21 protein-coding genes and 1 pseudogene are annotated in these 22,824 nt (G+C 72.5%); 16 read left to right on the forward strand and 6 right to left on the reverse strand.

Annotated elements, in window-relative coordinates; genetic code table 11:
* Window positions 1–45 precede the first annotated feature (45 nt).
* Window positions 46–1,065, reverse strand: a complete 1,020-nt coding sequence (locus DC008_RS29175; protein ID WP_108709515.1) for a carbohydrate kinase family protein — start codon at window positions 1,063–1,065, stop codon at window positions 46–48.
* A gap of 154 nt (window positions 1,066–1,219) precedes the next feature.
* On the opposite strand from DC008_RS29175, the gene DC008_RS29180 reads away from it, so the two are divergent.
* The 3 genes from DC008_RS29180 to DC008_RS29190 are packed head-to-tail and all read left to right on the forward strand — an operon-like array spanning window position 1,220 to window position 6,407.
* Window positions 1,220–1,984, forward strand: coding sequence for a DeoR/GlpR family DNA-binding transcription regulator (locus DC008_RS29180; protein ID WP_108709516.1), 765 nt, complete (start codon window positions 1,220–1,222; stop codon window positions 1,982–1,984).
* A complete protein-coding gene (locus DC008_RS29185; protein ID WP_108709517.1) occupies window positions 1,981–3,324 on the forward strand; it encodes a 6-phospho-beta-glucosidase in 1,344 nt (447 codons plus the stop codon). The genes DC008_RS29180 and DC008_RS29185 overlap by 4 nt, the downstream gene beginning before the upstream one ends.
* A gap of 35 nt (window positions 3,325–3,359) precedes the next feature.
* Window positions 3,360–6,407 (forward strand): alpha-mannosidase, encoded by a 3,048-nt coding sequence (locus DC008_RS29190; protein ID WP_108709518.1) that lies wholly within the window; start codon window positions 3,360–3,362, stop codon window positions 6,405–6,407.
* 241 nt (window positions 6,408–6,648) lie between these two features.
* Here DC008_RS29190 and DC008_RS29195 read toward each other — a convergent pair.
* Both DC008_RS29195 and DC008_RS29200 read right to left on the reverse strand, forming a co-directional pair.
* Window positions 6,649–7,056, reverse strand: a pseudogene (locus DC008_RS29195) (glycoside hydrolase family 18 protein); the annotation flags it as partial.
* A gap of 111 nt (window positions 7,057–7,167) precedes the next feature.
* Window positions 7,168–8,295, reverse strand: a complete 1,128-nt coding sequence (locus DC008_RS29200; protein ID WP_108709519.1) for an ATP-grasp domain-containing protein — start codon at window positions 8,293–8,295, stop codon at window positions 7,168–7,170.
* 262 nt (window positions 8,296–8,557) lie between these two features.
* Here DC008_RS29200 and DC008_RS29205 point away from each other — a divergent pair, with 262 nt between their 5' ends.
* Entirely contained in the window at window positions 8,558–9,427 is an 870-nt protein-coding gene (locus DC008_RS29205; RefSeq protein WP_108709520.1) for a metallophosphoesterase family protein, read from the forward strand.
* Window positions 9,424–10,098, forward strand: a complete 675-nt coding sequence (locus tag DC008_RS29210) for a 4'-phosphopantetheinyl transferase family protein (RefSeq protein WP_108709521.1) — start codon at window positions 9,424–9,426, stop codon at window positions 10,096–10,098. Before DC008_RS29205 ends, DC008_RS29210 begins: the two co-directional genes overlap by 4 nt.
* A gap of 184 nt (window positions 10,099–10,282) precedes the next feature.
* Here DC008_RS29210 and DC008_RS29215 read toward each other — a convergent pair whose 3' ends face one another.
* The 3 genes from DC008_RS29215 to DC008_RS29225 form a co-directional block, all read right to left on the reverse strand.
* Window positions 10,283–10,507, reverse strand: coding sequence for a hypothetical protein (locus DC008_RS29215; protein ID WP_108709522.1), 225 nt, complete (start codon window positions 10,505–10,507; stop codon window positions 10,283–10,285).
* Between the two features lie 129 nt (window positions 10,508–10,636).
* Window positions 10,637–11,161, reverse strand: a complete 525-nt coding sequence (locus DC008_RS29220; RefSeq protein ID WP_108709523.1) for a toxin-antitoxin system, toxin component — start codon at window positions 11,159–11,161, stop codon at window positions 10,637–10,639.
* 38 nt (window positions 11,162–11,199) lie between these two features.
* Window positions 11,200–11,850 (reverse strand): helix-turn-helix domain-containing protein, encoded by a 651-nt coding sequence (locus DC008_RS29225; protein WP_108709524.1) that lies wholly within the window; start codon window positions 11,848–11,850, stop codon window positions 11,200–11,202.
* 223 nt (window positions 11,851–12,073) lie between these two features.
* Here DC008_RS29225 and DC008_RS29230 point away from each other — a divergent pair, with 223 nt between their 5' ends.
* From DC008_RS29230 to DC008_RS29280, 11 genes are all read left to right on the forward strand, one after another.
* Window positions 12,074–12,736, forward strand: a complete 663-nt coding sequence (locus DC008_RS29230) for an MmyB family transcriptional regulator (RefSeq protein ID WP_164492394.1) — start codon at window positions 12,074–12,076, stop codon at window positions 12,734–12,736.
* Between the two features lie 113 nt (window positions 12,737–12,849).
* The gene (locus tag DC008_RS29235; RefSeq protein ID WP_108709525.1) at window positions 12,850–14,001 is read left to right on the forward strand and encodes an NAD(P)/FAD-dependent oxidoreductase; all 1,152 of its coding nucleotides are present in this window, start codon (window positions 12,850–12,852) and stop codon (window positions 13,999–14,001) included.
* The gene (locus DC008_RS29240; RefSeq protein ID WP_108709526.1) at window positions 13,998–14,300 is read left to right on the forward strand and encodes a (2Fe-2S)-binding protein; all 303 of its coding nucleotides are present in this window, start codon (window positions 13,998–14,000) and stop codon (window positions 14,298–14,300) included. The genes DC008_RS29235 and DC008_RS29240 overlap by 4 nt, the downstream gene beginning before the upstream one ends.
* On the forward strand, window positions 14,293–15,732 hold the full coding sequence (locus DC008_RS29245; RefSeq protein ID WP_108709527.1) for an FAD-dependent oxidoreductase: 1,440 nt from the start codon (window positions 14,293–14,295) through the stop codon (window positions 15,730–15,732). Before DC008_RS29240 ends, DC008_RS29245 begins: the two co-directional genes overlap by 8 nt.
* Entirely contained in the window at window positions 15,729–16,625 is an 897-nt protein-coding gene (locus DC008_RS29250) for a dihydrodipicolinate synthase family protein (RefSeq protein ID WP_108709528.1), read from the forward strand. Before DC008_RS29245 ends, DC008_RS29250 begins: the two co-directional genes overlap by 4 nt.
* A gap of 6 nt (window positions 16,626–16,631) precedes the next feature.
* On the forward strand, window positions 16,632–17,633 hold the full coding sequence (locus tag DC008_RS29255) for a proline racemase family protein (protein WP_108709529.1): 1,002 nt from the start codon (window positions 16,632–16,634) through the stop codon (window positions 17,631–17,633).
* Between the two features lie 76 nt (window positions 17,634–17,709).
* Entirely contained in the window at window positions 17,710–18,414 is a 705-nt protein-coding gene (locus DC008_RS29260; protein WP_108709530.1) for a GntR family transcriptional regulator, read from the forward strand.
* Window positions 18,415–18,502: 88 nt separating this feature from the next.
* A complete protein-coding gene (locus DC008_RS29265; RefSeq protein WP_208646021.1) occupies window positions 18,503–19,501 on the forward strand; it encodes a LacI family DNA-binding transcriptional regulator in 999 nt (332 codons plus the stop codon).
* A 143-nt stretch (window positions 19,502–19,644) separates the two neighbouring features.
* On the forward strand, window positions 19,645–20,994 hold the full coding sequence (locus DC008_RS29270; RefSeq protein WP_108709532.1) for an extracellular solute-binding protein: 1,350 nt from the start codon (window positions 19,645–19,647) through the stop codon (window positions 20,992–20,994).
* A 6-nt stretch (window positions 20,995–21,000) separates the two neighbouring features.
* A complete protein-coding gene (locus DC008_RS29275) occupies window positions 21,001–21,957 on the forward strand; it encodes a carbohydrate ABC transporter permease (protein WP_108709533.1) in 957 nt (318 codons plus the stop codon).
* Window positions 21,954–22,814 (forward strand): carbohydrate ABC transporter permease, encoded by an 861-nt coding sequence (locus DC008_RS29280; RefSeq protein ID WP_108709534.1) that lies wholly within the window; start codon window positions 21,954–21,956, stop codon window positions 22,812–22,814. Before DC008_RS29275 ends, DC008_RS29280 begins: the two co-directional genes overlap by 4 nt.
* Window positions 22,815–22,824: the final 10 nt, after the last annotated feature.

Consider the following 22,824-nt stretch of genomic DNA (forward strand, 5'->3'; position numbering starts at 1 on the left):
GGATCTGTTCGGGACTTCGCAGGGAGGGGGTGTGGGGTGGGTGGGTCAGTGCCGCGGTGCGGGCGGGGTGACGGGCGGATACGCGACCGGCGGCCCGGGGTCGTCCGGGAGCCGGTCGGCGAGGAAGCCGTACGCCTTCCGCAGTCCGGGGTCGGTCAGGGAGCGCCACCAGCGGTCGACGCCGTACCAGCCGGGCGCCGCGAGCGCCCCGCCCGGGTGGCCGACCGAGAGGCCGGCGGCGAGGACGGCGAAGCGCAGACGCTCCTCCAGCGGCCAGCCGCCGAGGGAGGCCGCGACGAAGCTCGCCCCGAAGACGTCCCCGGCACCCGTCGGGTCGAGGACATCGATGTCAAGGGCGGGCACGTCGGCGTACTCGCCGGTCGTCTGGTCCACGGCGACGGCGCCCCGGCCGCCGCGGGTCACCACGGCCACCGGCACCAGTTCGGCGAGCTCCTTCAGCGCGGCGGACGCGCTGCCGGTGCGGGTGTACGCCATGGCCTCGGCCTCGTTGGGGAGGAACGCGTGGCACAGGGAGAGCTGGTCGAGGAGATCCCGGGGCCACTGTCCCGTGGCGTCCCAGCCGACGTCGGCGTACACCTGGGTGCCGTGCGCGGCGGCCTCGGCGAGCCAGGCGCGGGGCTCCGGCTCCAGATGCACGAGGGCCGTGCGCGCCGGGGGCGGGTCGGCCATCAGCGCGTCCTGGCTGTACGGGGGTTCCTGGCCGTGCGTGACGAGGGCCCGGTCGCCGCCGTAGGCCAGGGAGACGGTGACCGGGGTGGGCCGGCCGCCGGCCGTGCGGGACAGCGAGAGGTCGATGCCCTCCTGGGCGCCGAGGACGTCCCGGCAGTGGACGCCGTACAGGTCGTCGCCGAAGACGGTCGCGAGCGAGGTGCGCAGACCGAGGCGGGCGGCGGCGACCGCGAGGTTGGCGATGCCGCCGGGGCCGCAGCCCATGCCCTCCGTCCAGACCTCCTCGCCCGGGGTGGGCGGTCCGCCGAGCCCGGTGAGGACGAGGTCGTAGAAGAGCAGCCCGGTCAGCAGCACATCGGGCCGGTCGTCGTCCACGGATGCGTCCTCTCGCTCGGAGCTCCCCCGGAGGAGAGATCGTCAGAACTGTTCATTTCGGTGACCGGAATCGTGCGCCGCTCGGCGCGATTGGTCAATACCCGAGCAGAAATGAGCATGGCGTTGATTGAAAATGACGAGTAGTGTTCACGCCGTGCTGGCAGAACGACGACACCAACTCATCCTGCGGGCCCTGCGCTCCGGCGGGCCCGCGGCCGTGACCGATCTCTCGGAGCAACTGGGCGTCAGCCCCGCCACCGTCCGGCGCGACCTGGTCAAGCTGGAGGAGGACGGCTTGCTCACCCGGGTGCACGGCGGCGCCGTGGCGGACGAGGGCGACCAGCCCTTCGCCGAGGTCGCCGAGGTGCGGGTGCCCGAGAAGGACGCCATAGCGGCGCACGCGGCCGCGATGGTCGAGGACGGTCAGTCGGTGCTGCTGGACATCGGCACCACGGCCTTCCGGCTGGCCCGGCAGCTGCACGGCCGCCGCCTCACCGTGATCACCAGCAATCTGGTGGTCTACGAGGAACTCGCCGACGACGACGGCATCGAGCTGGTGCTGCTCGGCGGCATGGTCCGCCGCGAGTACCGCTCCCTCGTCGGCTTCCTCACCGAGGACAACCTCCGCCAGCTCCACGCCGACTGGGTCTTCCTCGGCACCAGCGGAGTGCGGCCCGGCGGGCAGGTGATGGACACGACCGTCGTCGAGGTACCGGTGAAACGGGCCATGATCAAGGCCGGCGCCAAGGTCGTCCTGCTCGCGGACGCGACGAAGTTCCCCGGCCAGGGCATGGCCAAGGTGTGCGGTCCCGAGGACCTGGACGTGGTGGTGACGAACGCGCCGGTCGACACGGCGACACGGTCCTCCTTCGAGGAGGCCGGCGTCGAGGTCGTCGTGGCGGGAAAGGTGCAGACGTGAGGCTGACGATTCTGGGCGGCGGAGGATTCCGCGTACCGCTCGTGTACGGCGCGCTCCTGACGGACCACGCCGAGGGCCGGGTCACCCGGGTCGTGCTGCACGACCTGGACGCCGGCCGGCTGGACGCCGTGACCCGGGTGCTCGCCGAACAGGCCGCCGGGGTGCCCGACGCCCCCGAGGTCACCGCCACCACCGACCTCGACGAGGCGCTGCGCGGCGCCGACTTCGTCTTCTCCGCGATCCGCGTCGGCGGCCTGGAGGGCCGCGCGAACGACGAACGGGTCGCGCTCGCCGAGGGCGTCCTCGGCCAGGAGACGGTCGGCGCGGGCGGCATCGCCTACGGCCTGCGCACGGTCCCGGTCGCCGTCGACATCGCGCGCCGCGTGGCCCGGCTCGCGCCCGACGCCTGGGTCATCAACTTCACCAATCCCGCCGGACTGGTCACCGAGGCCATGTCCCGCCACCTCGGCGACCGCGTCATCGGCATCTGCGACTCCCCGGTCGGCCTCGGCCGCCGTATCGCCCGCGTGCTCGGCGTGAAGAACCCCGGTGAGGCGTGGATCGACTACGTCGGCCTCAACCACCTCGGCTGGGTGCGCGGCCTGCGCGTCGCCGGCCGGGACGAACTCCCGCGCCTGCTCGCCGATACGGAGCTGCTCGGCTCCTTCGAGGAGGGCAAGCTCTTCGGCACCGACTGGCTGCGCTCGCTCGGCGCCATCCCCAACGAGTATCTGCACTACTACTACTTCAACCGGGAGGCCGTGCGCGCCTATCAGGAGGCCGAGCGGACCCGCGGCGCCTTCCTGCGCGACCAGCAGGCCGGGTTCTACGACCGCATGCGCGACCCGGACGCCCCCGCCCTGGAGGTCTGGGACCGCACCCGCGCCGAGCGCGAGGCCACCTACATGGCGGAGAACCGGGAGACGGCCGGCGCCGGCGAACGCGACGCCGACGACCTGTCCGGAGGGTACGAGAAGGTGGCGCTCGCGCTGATGCGGGCCATCGCGCGGGACGAGCGCACCACCCTGATCCTCAACGTCCGCAACCAGCACACCCTGTCGGTGCTCGACGCCGACGCCGTCATCGAGGTGCCCTGCCTGGTCGACGCCAACGGCGCCCACCCGGTCGCCGTCGCCCCGCTGCCCGACCACGCCACCGGCCTCGTCTGCTCGGTCAAGGCCGTCGAACGCGAGGTGCTGGCCGCCGCCGAGTCCGGCTCGCGCACCACGGCCGTCAAGGCGTTCGCGCTGCACCCCCTGGTCGACTCGGTGGGCGTGGCCCGCCGCCTGGTCGAGGGCTACACCTCCGTCCACCCGGGCCTCGCCTACCTCACCCAATAATTCCGCCCCCGTTCTCTGCCTCCCTGGAGACCCTGATGCACGACGAACGCCGCCGGATCGAGGAGCGCGTCGAGCGCGTCCACACCCAGCGCATCAAGCCCGCGATCTACGCGGCCGCCGTCCCGTTCGAGGTGGAGGCCTGGCAGGCCCCGGGCGAGCCGGTCCCCTTCGAGGAGGCCGCGGCCGCGCCCTACACGCCCTTCGCCACCGGCACCCCGTGGGGGCCGCCCTGGGGCACCACCTGGTTCCGGATGCGCGGCCGGGTGCCCGCCGAGTGGGCCGGGCGGCGCGTCGAGGCGGTCATCGACCTCGGCTTCGTCGGCGACTGGCCCGGCAACCAGGCCGAGGGCCTCGTGCACCTCGCCGACGGCCGCCCCCTGAAGGCCGTCAACCCGCTCAACCAGTACGTGCCCATCGGCAACCCGGCCGCGGGCGGCGAGGACGTCCACTACCTCGTCGAGGCCGCCTCCAACCCCGACATCCTCGCCGACGGCTTCGCCCACCCCACCCCGCTCGGCGACGTCCGCACCGCCGGCGACCAGCCCCTCTACACCTTCCGGCGCGCCGACCTCGCCGTCCTCGACGAGGAGGTCTGGCACCTCGACCTCGACCTCGCGGTGCTGCGTGAACTCATGGTCCACCTCGGCGAGCACGAGCCGCGCCGGCACGAGATCCTGCACGCCCTCGACCGCGCCATGGACACCCTCGACCTGGACGACGTGTCCGGCAGCGCGCCCGCCGTCCGCGAGGTGCTCGCACCGGTCCTGGCCAGGCCCGCGCACGCCAGCGCGCACACCGTCTCCGGCGTCGGGCACGCGCACATCGACTCCGCGTGGCTGTGGCCCATCCGCGAGACCAAGCGCAAGACGTCCCGCACCTTCTCCAACGTCACGTCTCTCGCCGACGAGTACGAGGAGTTCGTCTTCGCCTGCTCGCAGGCCCAGCAGTACGAGTGGGTGCGCGACAACTACCCGCACGTGTGGGCCCGTATCCAGGAGTCGGTGAAGAAGGGCCAGTGGGCGCCGGTCGGCGGCATGTGGGTCGAGGCCGACGGCAATCTGCCCGGCGGCGAGGCCCTCGCCCGCCAGCTGATCCACGGCAAGCGGTTCTTCATCGAGCACTTCGGCGTCGAGACCAAGGGCGTGTGGCTGCCCGACTCCTTCGGCTACACCGCCGCCTACCCGCAGCTCGCCAAGCTCGCCGGCAACGAGTGGTTCCTCACCCAGAAGATCTCCTGGAACCAGACCAACAAGTTCCCCCACCACACCTTCTGGTGGGAGGGCATCGACGGGACCCGCATCTTCACGCACTTCCCGCCCGTCGACACCTACAACGCCTGCTTCAGCGGCGAGGAGATGGACCGCGCCGTCCGCAACTACCAGGAGAAGGGCGGCGGCACCCGCTCCCTCGCCCCGTTCGGCTGGGGCGACGGCGGTGGCGGCCCCACCCGAGAGATCATGGAGCGGGCCCGCCGGCTCGCCGACCTGGAGGGCTCGCCCAAGGTCGTCGTCGAGCACCCGGACGCGTTCTTCGCCAAGGCCCGCGCCGAGTACGAGGACGCCCCCGTCTGGAACGGCGAGCTCTACCTGGAGCTGCACCGCGCCACCTACACCTCTCAGGCCCGCACCAAGCAGGGCAACCGGCGCAGCGAGCACCTGCTGCGCGAGGCCGAGCTGTGGGCGACGACGGCCGCTCTGCACGCGCCGGGCCACACCTACCCGTATGAGAAGCTGGACCGGCTCTGGAAGACGGTCCTGCTGCACCAGTTCCACGACATCCTGCCGGGCTCCTCGATCGCCTGGGTGCACCGCGAGGCCGAGGCCGAGTACGCCCGGGTCGCCCGGGAGCTGGAGGAGCTGACCGCCGAGGCGGTGGCCGCGCTCGGCGGGGGAGGGGCCCGCGTCTTCAACACGAGCCCGTTCGACCGCGCCGAGGTGGTCCGCACCCCCGAGGGCACGCCCGCCTACGTCACCGTCCCCGCGAACGGCAGCGCGCCCCTCGAGGCGACGGAGCCCGAGCGGCCCGTCACCGTCTCCGGGCGCGTCCTCGACAACGGCCTGGTCCGCGTCGAGATCGCCGAGGACGGCACCCTGTCCTCCGTGTTCGACCTGCGGGCCGACCGCGAGGTGCTCGCCGGTGCCGGCAACCTGCTGCGCCTGCACACCGACCTGCCCAACTACTGGGACGCCTGGGACATCGACAAGCACTACCGCAACCGCTACCGCGAGCTGCGGGAGACCGAGTCGGTCACCGTCGTCGAGGACGGCCCCCTCCTCGGCGCCGTCCGGGTCACCCGCGCCTTCGGCAAGGGCTCCACGATCACCCAGACGATCACGCTGCGGGCCGGCAGCCCGCGGATCGACTTCGCCACCGAGATCGACTGGCACGAGGCCGAGAAGATCCTCAAGGCGGGCTTCCCGGTGGACATCCGCGCCCCGCACTCCTCCGCCGAGATCCAGTTCGGGCACGTCCAGCGGCCCACGCACACCAACACCACCTGGGAGGCCGCCCGTTTCGAGGTCTCCGGTCACCGCTGGGTGCACCTCGCCGAGCCCGGCTACGGCGTCGCCGTCGTCAACGACTCGACGTACGGGCACGATGTGACCCGCACGGTCCGCGAAGACGGCGGTACGACGACCCGCGTCAGCCTCAGCCTGGTCCGCGCCCCGCGCATCCCCGACCCCGAGGCCGACCAGGGCATGCACCGGTTCACCTACGCGCTGCTGCCCGGCGCGAGCATCGAGGACGCCGTCGCCGAGGGCTACGCCCTCAACCTGCCGCTGCGGGTGGCGGGCGCGGCGGGCGCGCCCGAGCCGGTGGTGTCCGTGGACGGCGACGGGATCACGGTCGAGGCCGTCAAGCTGGCCGACGACCGCTCCGGCGACGTCGTCGTCCGGCTCTACGAGTCCCGGGGCGGACGGGCGGAGGGTGTGCTGCGCACCGGTTTCCCGCTGGCCGGCGCGCAGATCACGGATCTGCTGGAGCGGCCCCTGGAGACGGTCGGCACGGACGGCGGGGTGCCGGTCTCCCTGCGCCCCTTCCAGGTGCTGACCCTGCGGCTCCGGCGGGGCGCCGAGGGCTGACCTCTGGGAAACACCTTCGGGCCGGCCGGCCGCCACCCCCGTGACAGCGCCGGCCGGCCCGAAGCCCCCGTGCTTCCCCCCGTCGGTCCCCCGTGATCCCCCGTGATTCCCCCGTAGGACCCCCCGTCGGCCTTGCTCAGTGTCATGAGCGCGCGAGGGGCCGTCTGATACACCCACGCCGGAAGATTCTTTCTCCGGCGTGGGTGATCTCGCGTGGGCGATCGGTGTGGGTGATCGGGACTCAGCCGGTGAAGCCGGCCGTGATCGACGTGAACTGCCAGGTGCTCTGGCTGATGCCGGAGCAGTTGCTCGTCACACCGCCGCCCGGGCAGGGCCGGTCGCGGTTGACCGACCAGAACGCGAGCCGCGCGATGTGCTTGGAGTTCGCCCAGTCGCGGATCAGCGTCCAGGTCCCGGGCGAGGTCAGCTCCTGCTGGTCGGACAGCCCGTTCATGCCGGAGATGCCGAGGTGGGCGGAGGCGGTGGCGTCGTCCCAGCCGAACGTCGACTTCAGCTTGGTCTTCAGCCCCTCGGCCGCGCTCACGGTGCTGCCGTACATGTCGGCGCCGCCGCCGAAGTCGAACGGCATGATCGTGAAGACGTCGATGTCCGCGTTCAGCGCCTTGGCCTGCTCGATCAGCCGGTTGCCGCAGGTGCTGAGAGGTGCGCTGAACAAAATGGTATGGACCAATTCCGCTGTCAAGCACTCACGCGGGATTGGTCCATACCGATGGCATACCGCCGGGGTCCTGCAGGCGTCCTACAGAGGCAGAGCCGCCCCGGTCTGGACGGAGCCGGGCTGCGCGGGCGCGGGCACCGCGGGGAGCAGCGGCGCCTCCGTCTCCGGGCGCTGCTGCGGGATCGACACCGGACGCAGCGGACGCGGACCCGCGACCACCGTGTAGTCCTGACCCAGGAACGGCGGGGTCACCGTGCCCGGGTCCTCACCGAGTGCCAGCTGCACGGCCAGCCACGGCACGTTCACCCCGCACAGCGACAGCTGGTGCAGCCCGCCCGCCGGACGGGTGTTGACGTCCATCAGCACCGGGGTGTCGCCGAACATCCGGAACTGCACATTGGACAGATAGTGCAGCCCGAAGCCCTCCACGACCAGCCGTGCCGGCTCCAGCCACTGGTCCTGCAGGGTGAAGCCGCGCCGGCGCCCGTTCTTGACCCGGCCGATCGCCAGCCGCACCCGGTTGTCCGGGCCGGTCAGGCAGTCCACCGACACCTCCGGCTGCTCCAGGCGCGGCATCACCAGCCAGTCCACCGGCTCCTCGGACCGCCGCAGCGCGTCCAGGACCAGGTCCAGCTGCACATAGGGCGTCGGGAAGCCGCTGAGGTGCGTCAGCGAGAACGGGGAGCGGGTGATCATCCGGAAGCCGACACCGCCCGCGCCGGACGCCGGCTTGAAGCACGCCCGGTGCCCGCCCGCCTCCAACTCCTCGACGGCGGCGAGGAGTTCGTCGGCGTCACGGACCCGGAACCACGGCGGCACCGGCACCCCGACCGCCTGGACGGCCTCGTACGCGACGACCTTGTCCTGGAAGACGGCCACGGCCTCGGGCGGCGGCGCCAGCAGCGCGGTGCCGATCGCCTCGAACTCCGCGCGATGCGCGACGATCGCCGACTGGTGCAGCCGCGGCACGAAGACGTCGATGCCGCGGCGCCGGCACTGGGCGAGGGCGTACTCGACGTATCCGGCGGGGGACAGGCCCTCGGGCTCCAGCTCCGCGGTGTCGGCGGCGGCCAGCACGGGGGAGTCGGCGTCCCCGTGCGTCGCATGGATCTCCACCGCTCTGTCGCTGGGATTTCTGCGGAGCTGATCCATGAAGAACACGTTCTCCGCGTACGTGCGGTTGAGCCAGACGCGTACGCGAGAGACCATGCAGGCCGTCCTTTCGGGGTTCGCGGGCACGGCGAAGCGGCCCGTGCCCGGGCAGGGAGGATGGAGGTACACCGAACCGCCCCTGGCGAAGGGTGTCGCGGCGGTGGTGTCGGGGCGATCATACGACCTTCAACGGGTGCCGCGTGCAACGTACGTGTTACGGATTCCGCCACCGCCCGGGCGGGCGGCCGGCCCGGCCTTGTCGGCGGTGCACAGCCTGTGTTCTCGTGGTGTCCATCGGGTGATCGGGGGAGGGGCGAGGGTGACGTCGACGGCCGCGGGGATGGGGCAGTTGCTGGCCGTCAGCGATCTGCACATCGGGTACGAGGAGAATCGCGCCCTCGTGGAGGGCATGCGCCCCGGCACCGACGACGACTGGCTGCTGGTCGCCGGCGATGTCGCGGAGACCGTGGACGACGTCACCTGGGCGCTGAAGACGCTCGCCGGCCGCTTCCGCCGGGTCGTCTGGGTCCCCGGCAACCACGAGCTGTGGACGCACCCCAAGGACTCCGTCACGCTGCGCGGCACCGCCCGCTACGAGCACCTCGTCGAGGTGTGCCGGGACCTCGGCGTGACCACGCCCGAGGACCCCTACCCCGTCTGGGACGGCCCCGGCGGCCCGGTCGCCGTCGCCCCGCTCTTCCTCCTCTACGACTACTCCTTCCTGCCCGCCGGCTGCGCGACCAAGGAGGAGGGCCTGGAGTACGCGCACGGCACCGGCGTCGTCTGCAGCGACGAGTTCCTGCTGCACCCCGACCCCTACCCGACCCGGGACGCGTGGTGCGAGGCCCGGGTCGCCGCGACCGAACGCCGGCTCGCCGCCCTCCCCGAGGACCTGCCCACCGTCCTCGTCAACCACTATCCGCTGCACCGGCACCCCACCGACGTCCTCTGGTACCCCGAGTTCGCCATGTGGTGCGGCACCACCCGGACCGCCGACTGGCACCGCCGCTTCCGCGTCGCCGCCATGGTGTACGGCCACCTCCACATCCCGCGGACCACCTGGCACGAGGGCGTCCGCTTCGAGGAGGTCTCCGTCGGCTACCCCCGCGAGTGGCGCCGCCGACCGGAACCACCGGGCCGGCTGCGCCGTGTGCTGCCCGCACCGGCCGGGGAGGGCACGGCCCGTTGATCGAGGAACTGCTGACGGACGACACGGTCGGCGTCGAGACGTACGGCGACGAGGAGCACCCGCCGCTCTACCCCGAGGAGGAGGCGGTCGTCGCCCGCGCGGTCGACAAGCGCCGCCGCGAGTTCACCGCCGTACGCTCCTGCGCGCGCCGCGCCATGGTGAAGCTCGGGGTGCCCCCGCGGGCCGTGCTCCCCGGCGAGCGCGGCGCCCCCGGCTGGCCGCCCGGTCTCATCGGCAGCATGACCCACTGCGACGGGTACGCCGCCGCCGCGCTGGCCCGCGCCGCCGACCTGGCCTCGCTCGGCATCGACGCCGAGACCCACCAGCCGCTCCCGGACGGGGTGCTGGACGCCGTCGCGCTGCCCGCTGAGACGGAGCGGCTGCGCCGGCTCGCCGCCGAGCACCCCGCGATCCACTGGGACCGGCTCCTGTTCAGCGCCAAGGAGTCCGTCTACAAGGCGTGGTTCCCCCTCACCGGACGGTGGCTGGACTTCTCCGAGGCCGACATCGACATCTCGGCCGGAGACACCGATCCGCGCGCGGGCCGGTTCGGCGCCCGGCTCCTCGTGCCGGGACCGGTGGTCGGCGGGCGCCGGATCGAGCGGTTCGAGGGCCGCTGGACCGTCGGGCGGGGGCTGATGGCGACAGCGGTGACCGTGCCGCACACCTGACCCCCGGCGTCGGCCGCTCCCTGGGGCCTTTCGTTCGGGTCAGGCCGGGCTCGCGGGGTCTGGTGCCGCACCTTGCCGCGGGGTCGTCGGTTGCCATGGCTCCGCCATGGCGCCCTCCTCCGCCTTGCGGTGCACGGCCTCAGGCCCCGCTCCCTGATCCGGCCTGACCCAAACGAAAGGCGCCCTAGTCCGGGCACCAGGTCCGCAGGAGGTGGAAGAACTCCTCCTCGTGGCCCGTCAGCCCCGCGTCCGCCAGGGCCTGTTCGGCCTCGGCGAGGACGGAGGGCGGCACGACGGGCGGCCGGCCCGGTCCTGAGGCACCGTCGAACGCGGCTCGCACGGTGTGCAGCAGCCGCAGGTAGGCCTGGACGGCGGTGCGCTCGCGGTCGGTCAGTACGGCGGTGGGCATCGGTCGGCTCTCCCCGGGTCGGCGTCGTCGCGCCCCGCACGCAGGGGCGCCACCCACCAGCTTGCCGTCCACCACTGACAACGGGTCCGGACCGGCCGTCCGTTCACCGGATAGGCGCAGGTCGGACGGTCAGCTCTGCGGACCCAGATAGCCGAGCGACGCCTCGATCCGGCCCGCCAGATGGTCGCGCCGGCCCCGCTCCGAGGAAACCGCGAGCCAGGCGCGGCACTTGCTCGCCAGCAGCAGGCCGAAGGCCTCGGCCTCCTTCTCCTCCGCCTGGTCGAAGTGGTTGCGGGCGGCGACCTTCAGGACCGCCGAGCGCAGGTCGGCCTCGCTGCCCAGCATCCGGGCCGCCACGGAGGCGCCCTCGATGCTGTGGCTGCAGTGACCGGCCTTCATGTGCCACAGCTCATGGCCGAGGATCACCAGCTGGTGGTCGGGCGCGGTGCGCTCCTCGATCACCACGAGGTCCTGGTCGGCCATGTCGAGCCACAGCCCGCTCGCGGTGCCGGGCGGGAAGGCGGCCGTACGGAAGTGGACGGGGCGGCCGCGGCGTCTGCCCATGGCGTCGCACAGCGCGCCGTACAGCGTCTCGGGCGCCGCGGGCGCGGGAAGCCTCAGCTCCGCGACCAATTCGCCGCACAGGCGGCGCATTTCCCTACCGATGCCCAATGGTCTCCCGTTCCTCCCGGTCACGACTCGGGCCGCTTGACGCTCTCCAGGAGCATGTCCAGCCACTCGGCGACCTTGTCGCGGTGCTGGTCGGTGGGGAGCTGGGCGGCCCGCCAGGCGATGCCGCGCACACCGTGGTCCTGCAGGAGCCTTTCCAGCGGGTCCTCGGCGGGCTGGGCCGCCTCGCGCTCCGCGAGTCTCTGCAGCAGGTCCTGCTCGGTGCGCTGGAGCGCCCCGGCCAGCGCCTCGGGGTCCTCGGCGGTCAGGAAGCCGGCGTGCACGCGGAAGAAGCGCTGGATGGCGTCGCAGTGCTCCATGGTGGGCCGCCGGTCGCCGTTGATGAGGGCGCCCGCCTGCTGCCGGGACATGCCGGCGCCGTCCGCGATCTCCTGCTGGGTGTACCGGCGGCCGTTGGGCTTGAGGCGGGTGCGGCGCAGGAGGTCGAGCCGCTGGAGGAACCGGGCCTGCACATCGGGCTCGCCCGCGGGCCGGCCGCTCAGCAGGGCCTTGACCACGGACTCCGGGACTCCGGAGGCGACGGACAGCCGGCCGGTGTCGAAGACCTCCGTGTGCGGGACGTCGAGCCGGTCGGCGAGCGCGGTGACGCGGGCGACGACGGCGGGCAGCGCGGCCGTCACCGTGGCGCCAGGGCCCTCGAAGCCATCCGTCACCGACAGATCTCCTACGTCTCTCACAGGCTTCTCACAACCTGTTGCCGTGAACTCGACGAAGATTACCGGGTGGTTCGAACGCGCATCCAGGTTCCGCCACAACTGTGGCCAATTTCAGCCGTCAACAGGCAGGGAATGCCACGATAGTTGACATGGCTCGGGCGTGGGCATCAGGATCGGGGCGCCGCGTGAAGGCCGCATAGGCAAGAGGGGTGACCTCCCGATGGCATATCAGGCAGGTGGGCAGCGGTCCGTACCGCGGCCCGTCCCCGACCGCCCCGAGGCCCAGGCGTACCTCCGGGACTACGCCGCCCTCGTGGAGGCCGTGCCCTTCCCGTCCGTCGTCGTCGACCACCGCTGGGACGTCGTCCTGGCGAACAGCGCTTTCGCGTCACTTTTCATGGCCGTGGGCCCGCACCCCACCGCCATGCCGCACGACAACCTCCTGCGCTTCGTCCTCTTCCACCCGGACGCCGCCGCCGTCCTCGGCGACCACGAGACCGGCTGGTGCCTGCCGATGCTGGCGCACCTCTCCGAGGCGCTGGAGCGGCACGGCCACGACCACGCGCTCCAGGCCGTCCGCCGGGACATCGCCCAGGACCCCCTGATGGAGGCCGCCTACCGGCAGGGCCTGCCGCACTGGATCCGCGCGGTGGGGGAGCGGGCCGTCGAGGAGGACGGCGCGGTCCGCCCACTGCACCACCCCGACCCCCGCTGGGGCTCCACCGAGTGCCGGGTCGTCGACGAGACGCCCGCGACCCTGCGCGAACTGGGTTACACGCGGCTGACGCTGGTGCTGCGCGAGGCGCGCCGTGAGCGGGGCAGGGCGCGCGGGGCGCGTCGTGACGCCTCGTATCTACGCGTGGTGCCCACGCCCGAGGACTGAACGGGGCACCGTCGGCGTTCAGGTCGCCGACGGCGCCCCGTCAGCACGCCACCCTGCATTCACCCAGGTTCCGCACTGTTCCGTCCCGCAGTGGTGTGTGACATAGTACTGATGTGACCCAGGGACTGACCTGCGACGTCGTGGTCGTCGGAGCCGGTATCACGGGTGCCGCCTGCGCCCTGTACGCCGCCCGGGCCGGCCTCGACGTGATCCTCGTCGACCGCGGCCCGGTCGCGAGCGGCACCACCGGTGCCGGCGAGGGCAACATCCTCGTCTCCGACAAGGAACCGGGACCCGAGCTCGACCTCGCGCTGCTCTCCGGGCGCCTGTGGCGGGAGCTGGCCGAGGAGTTCGGGCCGTCCGTCGAGTACGAGGCGAAGGGCGGCCTCGTCGTGGCGTCCACCCCGGACGGGCTCGCCGCCCTGGAGCGGTTCGCCGCAGCGCAGCGCGCCGCCGGAGTCACCGCCGAACCCGTCGTGGACGGGCGCCTGTACGACCTCGAACCCGACCTCGCCCCCGGTCTTCCCGGCGGCGTCCACTATCCGCAGGACAGCCAGGTCATGCCCGCCCTCGCCGCCGCCACCCTGGTCCGCGCCTCGAAGGCCCGCCTCCTGACCGGCGTCACCGTGACCGGAGTCCTCCGCACCCGCGACGGAGCGGTCCGCGGGGTGCGCACCGACCGGGGCGACCTGCACGCGCCCGCCGTCGTCAACGCGGCCGGCACCTGGGGCGGCGACCTCGCCGCGCTCGCCGGCGTCCACCTCCCCGTCCTGCCCCGGCGCGGCTTCGTCCTCGTCACGGAACCCCTGCCGCGCCGGATCCGGCACAAGGTGTACGCCGCCGACTACGTGGCCGACGTCGCCAGCGACTCGGCCGCGCTGCAGACCTCCCCGGTCGTCGAGGGCACGGCCGCGGGCCCCGTCCTGATCGGCGCGAGCCGCGAACGCGTCGGCTTCGACCGGACGTTCTCGCTGCCCGTCGTGCGGGCCCTGGCCGCGGGTGCGACCCGGCTCTTCCCGTTCCTGCGGGACGTCCACGCGATGCGCGCCTACCTCGGCTTCCGCCCGTACACCCCCGACCATCTGCCCGCCGTCGGCCCCGACCCCCGTGTCCCCGGGCTCCACCACGCCTGCGGCCACGAGGGCGCCGGCATCGGACTGGCCCCCGCCACCGGTCACCTGATCGCCCAGGCCCTGACCGGGCGGACCCCCGCGCTCGACCTGACGTCGTTCCGCCCCGACCGCTTCCCCGAGGAGGCCGTGTGACCAGCCCCCTGGACCTCGCCGACGCCCACCCCGGACCCGCCTTCACGGTGACCCTCGACGGCCGGGAGATCCAGGCACTGCCCGGCCACACCGTCGCCGCCGCCCTGTGGACGGCCGGCGTCACCTCCTGGCGCACCACCCGCGCCCAGGGCCGCCCGCGCGGCGTGTTCTGCGGCATCGGCGTCTGCTTCGACTGCCTGGTCACCGTCAACGACCGCCCCAACCAGCGGGCCTGCCTGGTCCCGTTGAACCCCGGCGACGCGATCCGCACCCAGGACGGGACGGGCCACGATGACTGACCGCGCCACCGCCCCGCACCTCGCCGTCGTCGGCGCCGGACCCGCCGGGCTCGCCGCGGCCCTCGCCGCCGCCGCACGGGGCGTACGGGTCACGCTGCTGGACGCGGCACCGCAGGCGGGCGGCCAGTTCCACCGCAGGCCCGCCGCCGCGCTCCGCGCCCGCAGACCCCAGGCACTGCACCACGCGTGGCGCACGGCGGAGCGACTCAGGGAGAGCCTGGAGGCGCACGTACAGGCGGGCCGGGTACGGTACTTGACGGACCATCACGTCTGGTGCGCCGAGCCCGGACCCGGCACCGGATTCACCGTCCACGCCCTGTACGGCCCCGAGCAGCGCGAGCCCGCCGAGGTGCGCGCCGACGCCCTCGTCCTCGCCACCGGCGGCTACGAGAAGGTCCTGCCGTTCCCCGGCTGGACGCTCCCGGGAGTCGTCACCGCGGGCGGCGCCCAGGCCATGCTCAAGGGCACCCTGACCGTGTCCGGCCGTACCGCCGTCGTCGCCGGCACCGGCCCGCTGCTGCTCCCGGTCGCAGCCGGGCTCGCGGCGGCCGGTGTCAGCGTGGCCGCGCTCGTGGAGTCCGCCGACCCGAAGGCCCTCCTGCGGCGCACGCCCGTCTGGGCGGCCCACCCCGCCAAGCTCGCCGAAGGCGCCGGATACGCGGCCGCGTTGCTGCGCCGGCGCGTACCGGTCCTGACCCGGCACACCGTCGTCGAGGCGCACGGCACCGACCGGCTGGAGGCCGTCACCGTCGCCGCCCTCGACGCCGGCGGACGCGTCCGCCCCGGCACCGGGCGGCGCATCCCGTGCGCGACGCTCGCCGTCGGCCACGGCATGCTGCCGCAGACCGACCTCGCCGAGACCCTCGGCTGCCGGATGGACGGCCTCGCCGTACGCGTCGACGCCGAGCAGCGCACGGACGTGCCCGGCGTGTGGGCGGCCGGGGAGACCACCGGTATCGGCGGCGCCGAACTCTCTCTCGCCGAGGGGCATATCGCCGGCCGGTCCGCCGCGGCCCGGCTGCGTGGTGCCCGGCCCGACCCCGCCGGCCTGGCGCGGGCCGCGCGGGCACGGGACCGGCTGCGGGGCTTCGCCGCCGCGGTGGAGTCCGTGTACACGCCGCCCGCGCACTGGACCGAGCAGATCACCGACGACACGCTCGTCTGCCGCTGCGAGGAGGTCACCGCCGGCGCCGTCCGCCAAGCCGGGACCGAACTCGGCGCGGGAGACGTCCGCACGGTGAAGCTGCTGACCCGGGCCGGAATGGGCTGGTGCCAGGGCCGGATGTGCGCCCCCGCGGTCGCCGGACTGACCGGCTGCGCCCTCACCCCGAACCGCAGGCCGTTCGCCCGCCCCGTCCCCCTCGGGGTGCTCGCGGGCCGGCCGGACCGACGCGATGACATGTCAGACCCCACTGGGAGGGAATCCGGATGACCGTCACCGAGCACCGCCCCTGGCGCGGCGTCCTCGTCGCCACCGCGCTGCCGTTCGACGACGATCTGCGCGTCGACCACGGCCGGTACGCCGAGCACTGCGCCTGGCTCGTCGAGAACGGCTGCGACGGCGTCGTCCCCAACGGCTCGCTGGGGGAGTACCAGGTCCTCACCCCCGAGGAACGCGCGAAGGTCGTCGAGACGGCGGTGTCGGCCGTCGGCGGCGCACGGGTGATGCCCGGAGTCGCCGCGTACGGCTCGGCCGAGGCCCGGCGCTGGGCCGAGCAGGCGCGTGACGCGGGCTGCGCCTCCGTGATGCTGCTGCCGCCCAACGCGTACCGCGCCGACGAGCGTTCGGTGCTCGCGCACTACGCGGAGGTCGCGACGGCGGGCGTGCCGATCGTGGCGTACAACAACCCCATCGACACCAAGGTCGACCTGGTGCCCGAACTCCTCGCCAGGCTGCACGCCGAGGGGCACATCCACGCGGTCAAGGAGTTCTCCGGTGACGTCCGCCGCGCCTACCGCATCGCCGAACTCGCCCCTGAACTCGACCTGTTGATCGGCGCGGACGACGTCCTGCTGGAACTCGCCCTGGCCGGCGCCAAGGGCTGGGTCGCCGGATACCCGAACGCGCTGCCCCGGGAGTCGGTACGGCTGTACCGGGCCGCCGTCTCGGGTGATCTGGACACGGCCAAGGAGCTGTACGCGCGATTGCATCCGCTGCTGCGCTGGGACTCCCGGGTGGAGTTCGTCCAGGCCATCAAGCTGTCCATGGACGTCGTGGGCCGCCACGGGGGACCCGTACGCCCGCCGCGCGTCCCGCTGCTGCCCGAGCAGGAGGCCGCCGTACGGGCGGCCACGGAGAAGGCCGTCGCGGCCGGATGGGCGTAGGGGACCATGCGGAGCAAGCTCGTCCTGCACGCCGTCGACTCGCACACCGAGGGCATGCCCACCCGGGTCGTCACCGGCGGCGTCGGCACCGTGCCCGGCGCGACGATGAACGAACGGCGCCTGTACTTCCGTGAGCACCGCGACCACGTCAAGCGGCTGCTGATGAACGAGCCGCGCGGGCACGCCGCCATGAGCGGCGCGATCCTCCAGCCGCCCACCCGCCCCGACTGCGACTGGGGCGTGATCTACATCGAGGTGTCGGGCTACTTGCCGATGTGCGGGCACGGCACCATCGGCGTGGCGACCGTGCTGGTGGAGACCGGCATGGTCGAGGTGGTGGAGCCGGTCACCACGATCCGGCTCGACACCCCGGCCGGTGTCGTCGTCGCCGAGGTGGCCGTCGAGGACGGCGCCGCGAAGGAGGTCACCCTGCGGAACGTGCCGTCCTTCGCGGTCGCCCTCGACCGCCGCGCCACCCTCGCCGACGGCCGCACGGTGACGTACGACCTGGCGTACGGCGGCAACTTCTACGCGATCCTGCCGCTGGAGCAGTTCGGGCTGCCCTTCGACCGTTCCCGCAAGGACGACATCCTCGCCGCCGGGCTCGCGCTCATGGAGGCGGTCAACGCCGAGGACGAGCCCGTCCACCCGGAGGACCCCTCCATCCGCGGCTGCCACCACGTCCATCTGCTCGCGCCCGGCTCCACCGCCCGGCACTCCCGGCACGCCATGGCCATCCACCCGGGCTGGTTCGACCGCTCGCCGTGCGGGACGGGCACCAGCGCGCGCATGGCGCAGCTCCACGCGCGCGGTGAACTCCCGCTGCACACCGAGTTCGTGAACGAGTCGTTCATCGGCACCCGGTTCACCGGCCGCCTCCTCGGCACCACACGGGTCGGCGACCACCCCGCCGTGCTGCCCAGCTTCACCGGCCGCGCCTGGCTCACGGGCACCGCCCAGTACCTGCTCGATCCCGCGGACCCGTTCCCGGAGGGGTTCGTGCTGTAGCGGCGGGGCGGGGCGGACGCCACGAGGATAATGAGCTCAGTACCGCGTGACATTGCACAGCCCGAGGAGACACCGTATGGCCGCCCAGCGCACCGGCGCCCCGTCCACCGCCGCCGCTCCCGCGCTGCCCTCCCTGGGCGGGCGCAGGAGCAGCTACCGGGAGAAGGTCGCCGACGCTCTGCGGGCCGCTCTGATCGCGGGGGAACTGCGGCCCGGCGAGGTGTACTCGGCGCCCGGGCTCGCCGCCCGCTTCGGCGTCTCGGCGACCCCGGTGCGCGAGGCCATGCTGGACCTGGCCAAGGAGGGGCTGGTCGACACGGTGCCCAACAAGGGGTTCCGCGTCACGGCGGTCTCCGAGAAGCAGCTCGACGAGTACAAGCACATCCGCGCGCTCATCGAGATCCCGACCGTCGTGGAACTGGCCGCCACCGCCGACCCGGTGTCCCTGGAGGCGCTTCGGCCCGCCGCCCGGGAGATCGTGCGGGCGGCGGCCGACGGTGACCTCATCGCGTACGTCGAGGCCGACACGCGCTTCCACCTCGGCCTGCTCGCCCTCGCCGGGAACGCCCACCTCGTGGAGGTCGTCCGCGACCTGCGCAAGCGCTCGCGGCTGTACGGGCTCACGGCGCTGGTCGAGGCCGGGCGGCTGCTGGCGTCCGCCGAGGAGCACCTGGAACTGCTCGACGCGCTGCTCACCCGGGACGAGCGGGCCGTAGGGGAGGTCATGACCCGTCATCTGGGGCATGTCCGCGGTCTGTGGGCGGCGGGGAACGAAGGCTGACGGGGCGCGAGGCGAGGGCTGACGCGGCGCGGAACGAGGCCCGACCCGTACGCAAGCAGTTTGCATTCCTTGCGCTATTCTTGCGTTCATGACGCGACGACTTGCTGAAGTGGCGAAGAAGGTCGGGGTCAGCCAGGCCACGGTCAGCCGGGTGCTCAACGACAAGCCCGGTGTCTCCGAGGCCACCCGGCAGGCGGTGCTCTCCGCCCTCGACGTGCTCGGTTACGAGCGCCCCACCCAGCTGCGCGGCGAGCGCGCGCGTCTGGTCGGCCTGGTCCTGCCCGAGCTGCAGAACCCCATCTTCCCGGCGTTCGCCGAGGTGATCGGCGGGGCGCTCGCCCAGCTCGGCCTGACCCCGGTGCTGTGCACGCAGACCAAGGGCGGGGTCTCCGAGGCCGACTACGTCACGCTGCTGCTGCAGCAACAGGTCTCCGGGGTGGTCTTCGCCGGCGGCCTGTACGCGCAGGCGGACGCGCCGCACGACCACTACAAGGAACTCGCGGGCCGGAACATCCCGGTGGTGCTGGTCAACGCGGCCATCGAGCACCTGGGCTTCCCGGCCGTCTCCTGTGACGACGCGGTGGCGGTGGAGCAGGCGTGGCGGCATCTGGCCTCGCTGGGCCACGAGCGCATCGGGCTGGTGCTGGGTCCGGCCGACCATGTGCCGTCGGCGCGCAAGCTGGCGGCCGCGCGGGAGATCGCCGGGGAACTGCCCGAGGAGCATGTGGCGCGGGCCATCTTCTCGATCGAGGGCGGGCACGCGGCCGCCTCCCGGCTGATCGACCGGGGCGTCACCGGCATCATCTGCGCGAGCGACCCGCTGGCCCTCGGCGCCGTACGGGCCGCGCGCCGCAAGGGGCTCGACGTGCCGTCACAGATCTCCGTCGTCGGCTACGACGACTCCGCGTTCATGAACTGCACCGAGCCCCCGCTCACCACCGTCCGCCAGCCGATCGAGGCCATGGGCCGGGCCGCCGTCGAACTGCTGAACGCCCAGATCGCGGGCACCCCGGTCCCCGCGGAGGAACTGCTCTTCGAGCCCGAGCTGGTCGTCCGGGGCTCCACGGCGCAGGCGCCGCGCCCCTGACGGAGGACCCCCCGCGAAAGGCACATCACCGGCAACCGACCCGCTGTTCAAAAATTGCAAATCTCGCGCGACATCTTGCGCTCGGATGTCGTCGGTGCTTGAGTGTGCGGCGCCCACCGCTCCATGCCCAGAGGGGTCCACCGATGAGAAGCACCGGGTTCCGCCGTACCTTTGCCGCGCTGAGCGCCTGTTCGCTCGCCCTCGCCGCCTCCGCCTGCGGTTCGGGCGAGGACGACTCGGCGAGCGGCAAGACCCGCATCACGGTCAACTGCATGCCGCCCAAGAGCGCCAAGGTCGACCGCCAGTTCTTCGAGCAGGACGTCGCCGACTTCGAGCGGCAGAACCCGGACATCGACGTCGTGCCGCACGACGCGTTCCCCTGCCAGGACCCGAAGACCTTCGACGCCAAGCTCGCCGGCGGGCAGATGGAGGACGTGTTCTACACGTACTTCACCGACGCCCGCCACGTCGTCGACATCAACCAGGCGGCGGACATCACGCCGTACGTCAAGGAACTGAAGAGCTACGGCACCATCCAGCAGCAGCTGCGCGACATCTACACCGTCGATGGCAAGATTTACGGCGTCCCGCGCACCGGCTACTCGATGGGCCTGATCTACAACAAGGCGCTCTTCGAGAAGGCCGGCCTCGACCCCGAGAAGCCCCCGGCCACCTGGGACGAGGTCCGCACGGCGGCAAAGAAGATCGCCGGTCTCGGCGGCGGCACCGTCGGCTACGCCGACTACAGCGCCCAGAACCAGGGCGGCTGGCACTTCACCGCCGAGCTGTACTCCCAGGGCGGCGACGTCGTCAGCCCCGACGGGAAGAAGGCCACCGTCGACTCGCCCGAGGGCCGCGCCGTCCTGCAGACCCTCCACGACATGCGGTGGAAGGACGACTCGATGGGCAGCAAGCAGCTGCTCGTCATCAACGACGTCCAGCAGATGATGGGTTCGGGCAAGCTCGGCATGTATCTGGCCGCCCCCGACAACATCCCGATCCTGGTCAAGGAGAAGGGCGGCGACTACAAGGACCTCGCCCTCGCCCCCATGCCCGGCGGCAAGGGCACCCTCATCGGCGGCGACGGCTACATGTTCAACAAGAAGGCCGGCCCCGAGCAGATCCGCGCCGGCCTGAAGTGGCTCGACCACATGTTCCTCACCCCCGGAGACGGCTTCCTCGGCGACTACGCCCGCGCCAAGAGGAACGACGCCCCCGTGGGCCTGCCCGAACCCCGCCTGTTCACCGGCGCCGCCGACACCGAGGACCAGAAGGTCAAGAAGGCCAACGCCAACGTCCCGGTGGAGAACTACCAGGCGTTCCTCGACGGCAACCAGAGCCTCGACATGAAGATCGAGCCGCCGAGTGCCCAGCAGATCTACTCCGTCCTCGACGGGGTCGTCTCCGCCGTCCTCACCAAGGAGGACGCCGACATCGACCAGCTCCTGAAGGACGCGTCCGGCAAGATCGACGGAATCCTGGACCGGGGCTGACCCGTCATGACCGACACGGCTCAGCGACGGACCGTCGCGAAGGTCGCGGTGCACCCCGTGCAGGCGCCGCCCCCGGCAGGGGACCGGAGGCGGCGCCGCCTCGCCGACCAGGCCCGTGCCTACGGCTTCCTCGTCGGCGGGCTCGTCTGCTTCGCCCTGTTCTCCTGGTACCCGGCGATCCGCGCGGTCGTGATCGCCTTCCAGAAGTACACGCCGGGCGGCGAGCCCGAGTGGGTCGGCACCGCCAACTTCACCCGTGTGTTCGCCGACCCGGAGTTCACGGCGGCCTGGCGCAACACGCTCACCTTCACCCTGCTCGCCCTGCTGATCGGCTTCGCGATCCCCTTCGTGCTCGCCCTGGTCCTCAACGAACTCCGGCACGCCAAGGCGTTCTTCCGGGTCGTGGTGTATCTGCCGGTGATGATCCCGCCGGTGGTCAGCGCCCTGCTGTGGAAGTGGTTCTACGACCCGGGCACCGGGCTCGCCAACGAGGCGCTGCGCTTCCTGCACCTGCCGACCTCGAACTGGTCCAACGGCGCCGACACCGCGCTGGTCTCCCTCGTCATCGTCGCCACCTGGGCCAACATGGGCGGCACCGTGCTGATCTACCTCGCGGCGCTCCAGGCCATCCCCGGAGAGCTGTACGAGGCGGCCGAACTCGACGGCGCCAACGTGCTGCAGCGCGTCCGGCACGTCACGATCCCGCAGACCCGGTTCGTGATCCTGATGCTGATGCTCCTTCAGATCATCGCCACCATGCAGGTGTTCACCGAACCGTTCGTCATCACCGGCGGCGGCCCTGAGAACGCCACGGTCACCGTCCTCTACCTGATCTACAAGTACGCCTTCCTCTACAACGACTTCGGCGGCGCCTGCGCCCTGAGCGTGATGCTCCTCGTGCTCCTCGGCGCCTTCTCCTCCGTGTACCTGCGACTGACCCGCACCGAAGGGGAGAGCGCATGAGCACCCGGACCCTCCTCTCGCCGGCCGCCCTGGCCCGGCCCCGCGGCAAGGCCGCCTACTGGACCGTGTTCACCGGCACCGTCCTGCTGTTCGTGATCGCGTTCCTCTTCCCCGTCTACTGGATGGTCACGGGCGCGATGAAGTCGGCGGACGAGGTCGCCAGGACCCCGCCCACCCTGGTCCCAGAGCGCTGGCAGGTCAGCGGCTACACCGACGCCTGGGACCTGATGCAGCTGCCCACCCATCTGTGGAACACCGTCGTGCAGGCCGCCGGCGCCTGGCTGTTCCAGCTGGTGTTCTGCACGGCCGCCGCCTACGCCCTGTCCAAGCTGCGGCCCGCCTTCGGCAACGTGATCCTCGGCGGCATCCTCGCCACCCTCATGGTCCCCGCCCAGGCGCTGGTCGTGCCGAAGTACCTGACCGTGGCCGACCTCGGGCTGCTCAACGACCCCGTCGCGATCTGGCTGCCGGCCGTCGCCAACGCCTTCAACCTCTATCTGCTCAAGCGGTTCTTCGACCAGCTGCCGCGCGATGTGCTGGAGGCCGCCGAGATGGACGGCGCCGGCCGGCTGCGCACCCTGTGGTCGATCGTGCTCCCGATGTCCCGGCCCGTCCTCGGCGTGGTGTCGATCTTCGCCCTGGTCGCCGTCTGGCAGGACTTCCTCTGGCCGCTGATGGTGTTCTCCGACACCGACAAGCAGCCCATCAGCGTCGCCCTCGTCCAGCTGTCGCAGAACATCCCGCTGACCGTGCTCATCGCCGCGATGGTCATCGCGAGCATCCCCATGGTCGCGATGTTCCTCGCCTTCCAGCGGCACATCATCGCGGGGATCGGCGCGGGCAGCACCAAGGGCTGACGTCCCCCAC

This window comes from Streptomyces nigra (genome assembly GCF_003074055.1).
GTDB lineage: Bacteria > Actinomycetota > Actinomycetes > Streptomycetales > Streptomycetaceae > Streptomyces > Streptomyces nigra.

Excerpts from the sequence above, each read along its gene's own strand:
- DC008_RS29275 (WP_108709533.1), top strand. The coding sequence starts at position 21,001 with ATGACCGACACGGCTCAGCGACGGACCGTCGCGAAGGTCGCGGTGCAC.
- DC008_RS29280 (WP_108709534.1), top strand. The coding sequence starts at position 21,954 with ATGAGCACCCGGACCCTCCTCTCGCCGGCCGCCCTGGCCCGGCCCCGC.
- DC008_RS29220 (WP_108709523.1), bottom strand. The coding sequence starts at position 11,161 with ATGCGCCGCCTGTGCGGCGAATTGGTCGCGGAGCTGAGGCTTCCCGCG.
- DC008_RS29245 (WP_108709527.1), top strand. The coding sequence starts at position 14,293 with ATGACTGACCGCGCCACCGCCCCGCACCTCGCCGTCGTCGGCGCCGGA.
- DC008_RS29260 (WP_108709530.1), top strand. The coding sequence starts at position 17,710 with ATGGCCGCCCAGCGCACCGGCGCCCCGTCCACCGCCGCCGCTCCCGCG.
- DC008_RS29270 (WP_108709532.1), top strand. The coding sequence starts at position 19,645 with ATGAGAAGCACCGGGTTCCGCCGTACCTTTGCCGCGCTGAGCGCCTGT.
- DC008_RS29190 (WP_108709518.1), top strand. The coding sequence starts at position 3,360 with ATGCACGACGAACGCCGCCGGATCGAGGAGCGCGTCGAGCGCGTCCAC.
- DC008_RS29200 (WP_108709519.1), bottom strand. The coding sequence starts at position 8,295 with ATGGTCTCTCGCGTACGCGTCTGGCTCAACCGCACGTACGCGGAGAAC.
- DC008_RS29230 (WP_164492394.1), top strand. The coding sequence starts at position 12,074 with ATGGCATATCAGGCAGGTGGGCAGCGGTCCGTACCGCGGCCCGTCCCC.
- DC008_RS29255 (WP_108709529.1), top strand. The coding sequence starts at position 16,632 with ATGCGGAGCAAGCTCGTCCTGCACGCCGTCGACTCGCACACCGAGGGC.
- DC008_RS29215 (WP_108709522.1), bottom strand. The coding sequence starts at position 10,507 with ATGCCCACCGCCGTACTGACCGACCGCGAGCGCACCGCCGTCCAGGCC.
- DC008_RS29265 (WP_208646021.1), top strand. The coding sequence starts at position 18,503 with ATGACGCGACGACTTGCTGAAGTGGCGAAGAAGGTCGGGGTCAGCCAG.
- DC008_RS29250 (WP_108709528.1), top strand. The coding sequence starts at position 15,729 with ATGACCGTCACCGAGCACCGCCCCTGGCGCGGCGTCCTCGTCGCCACC.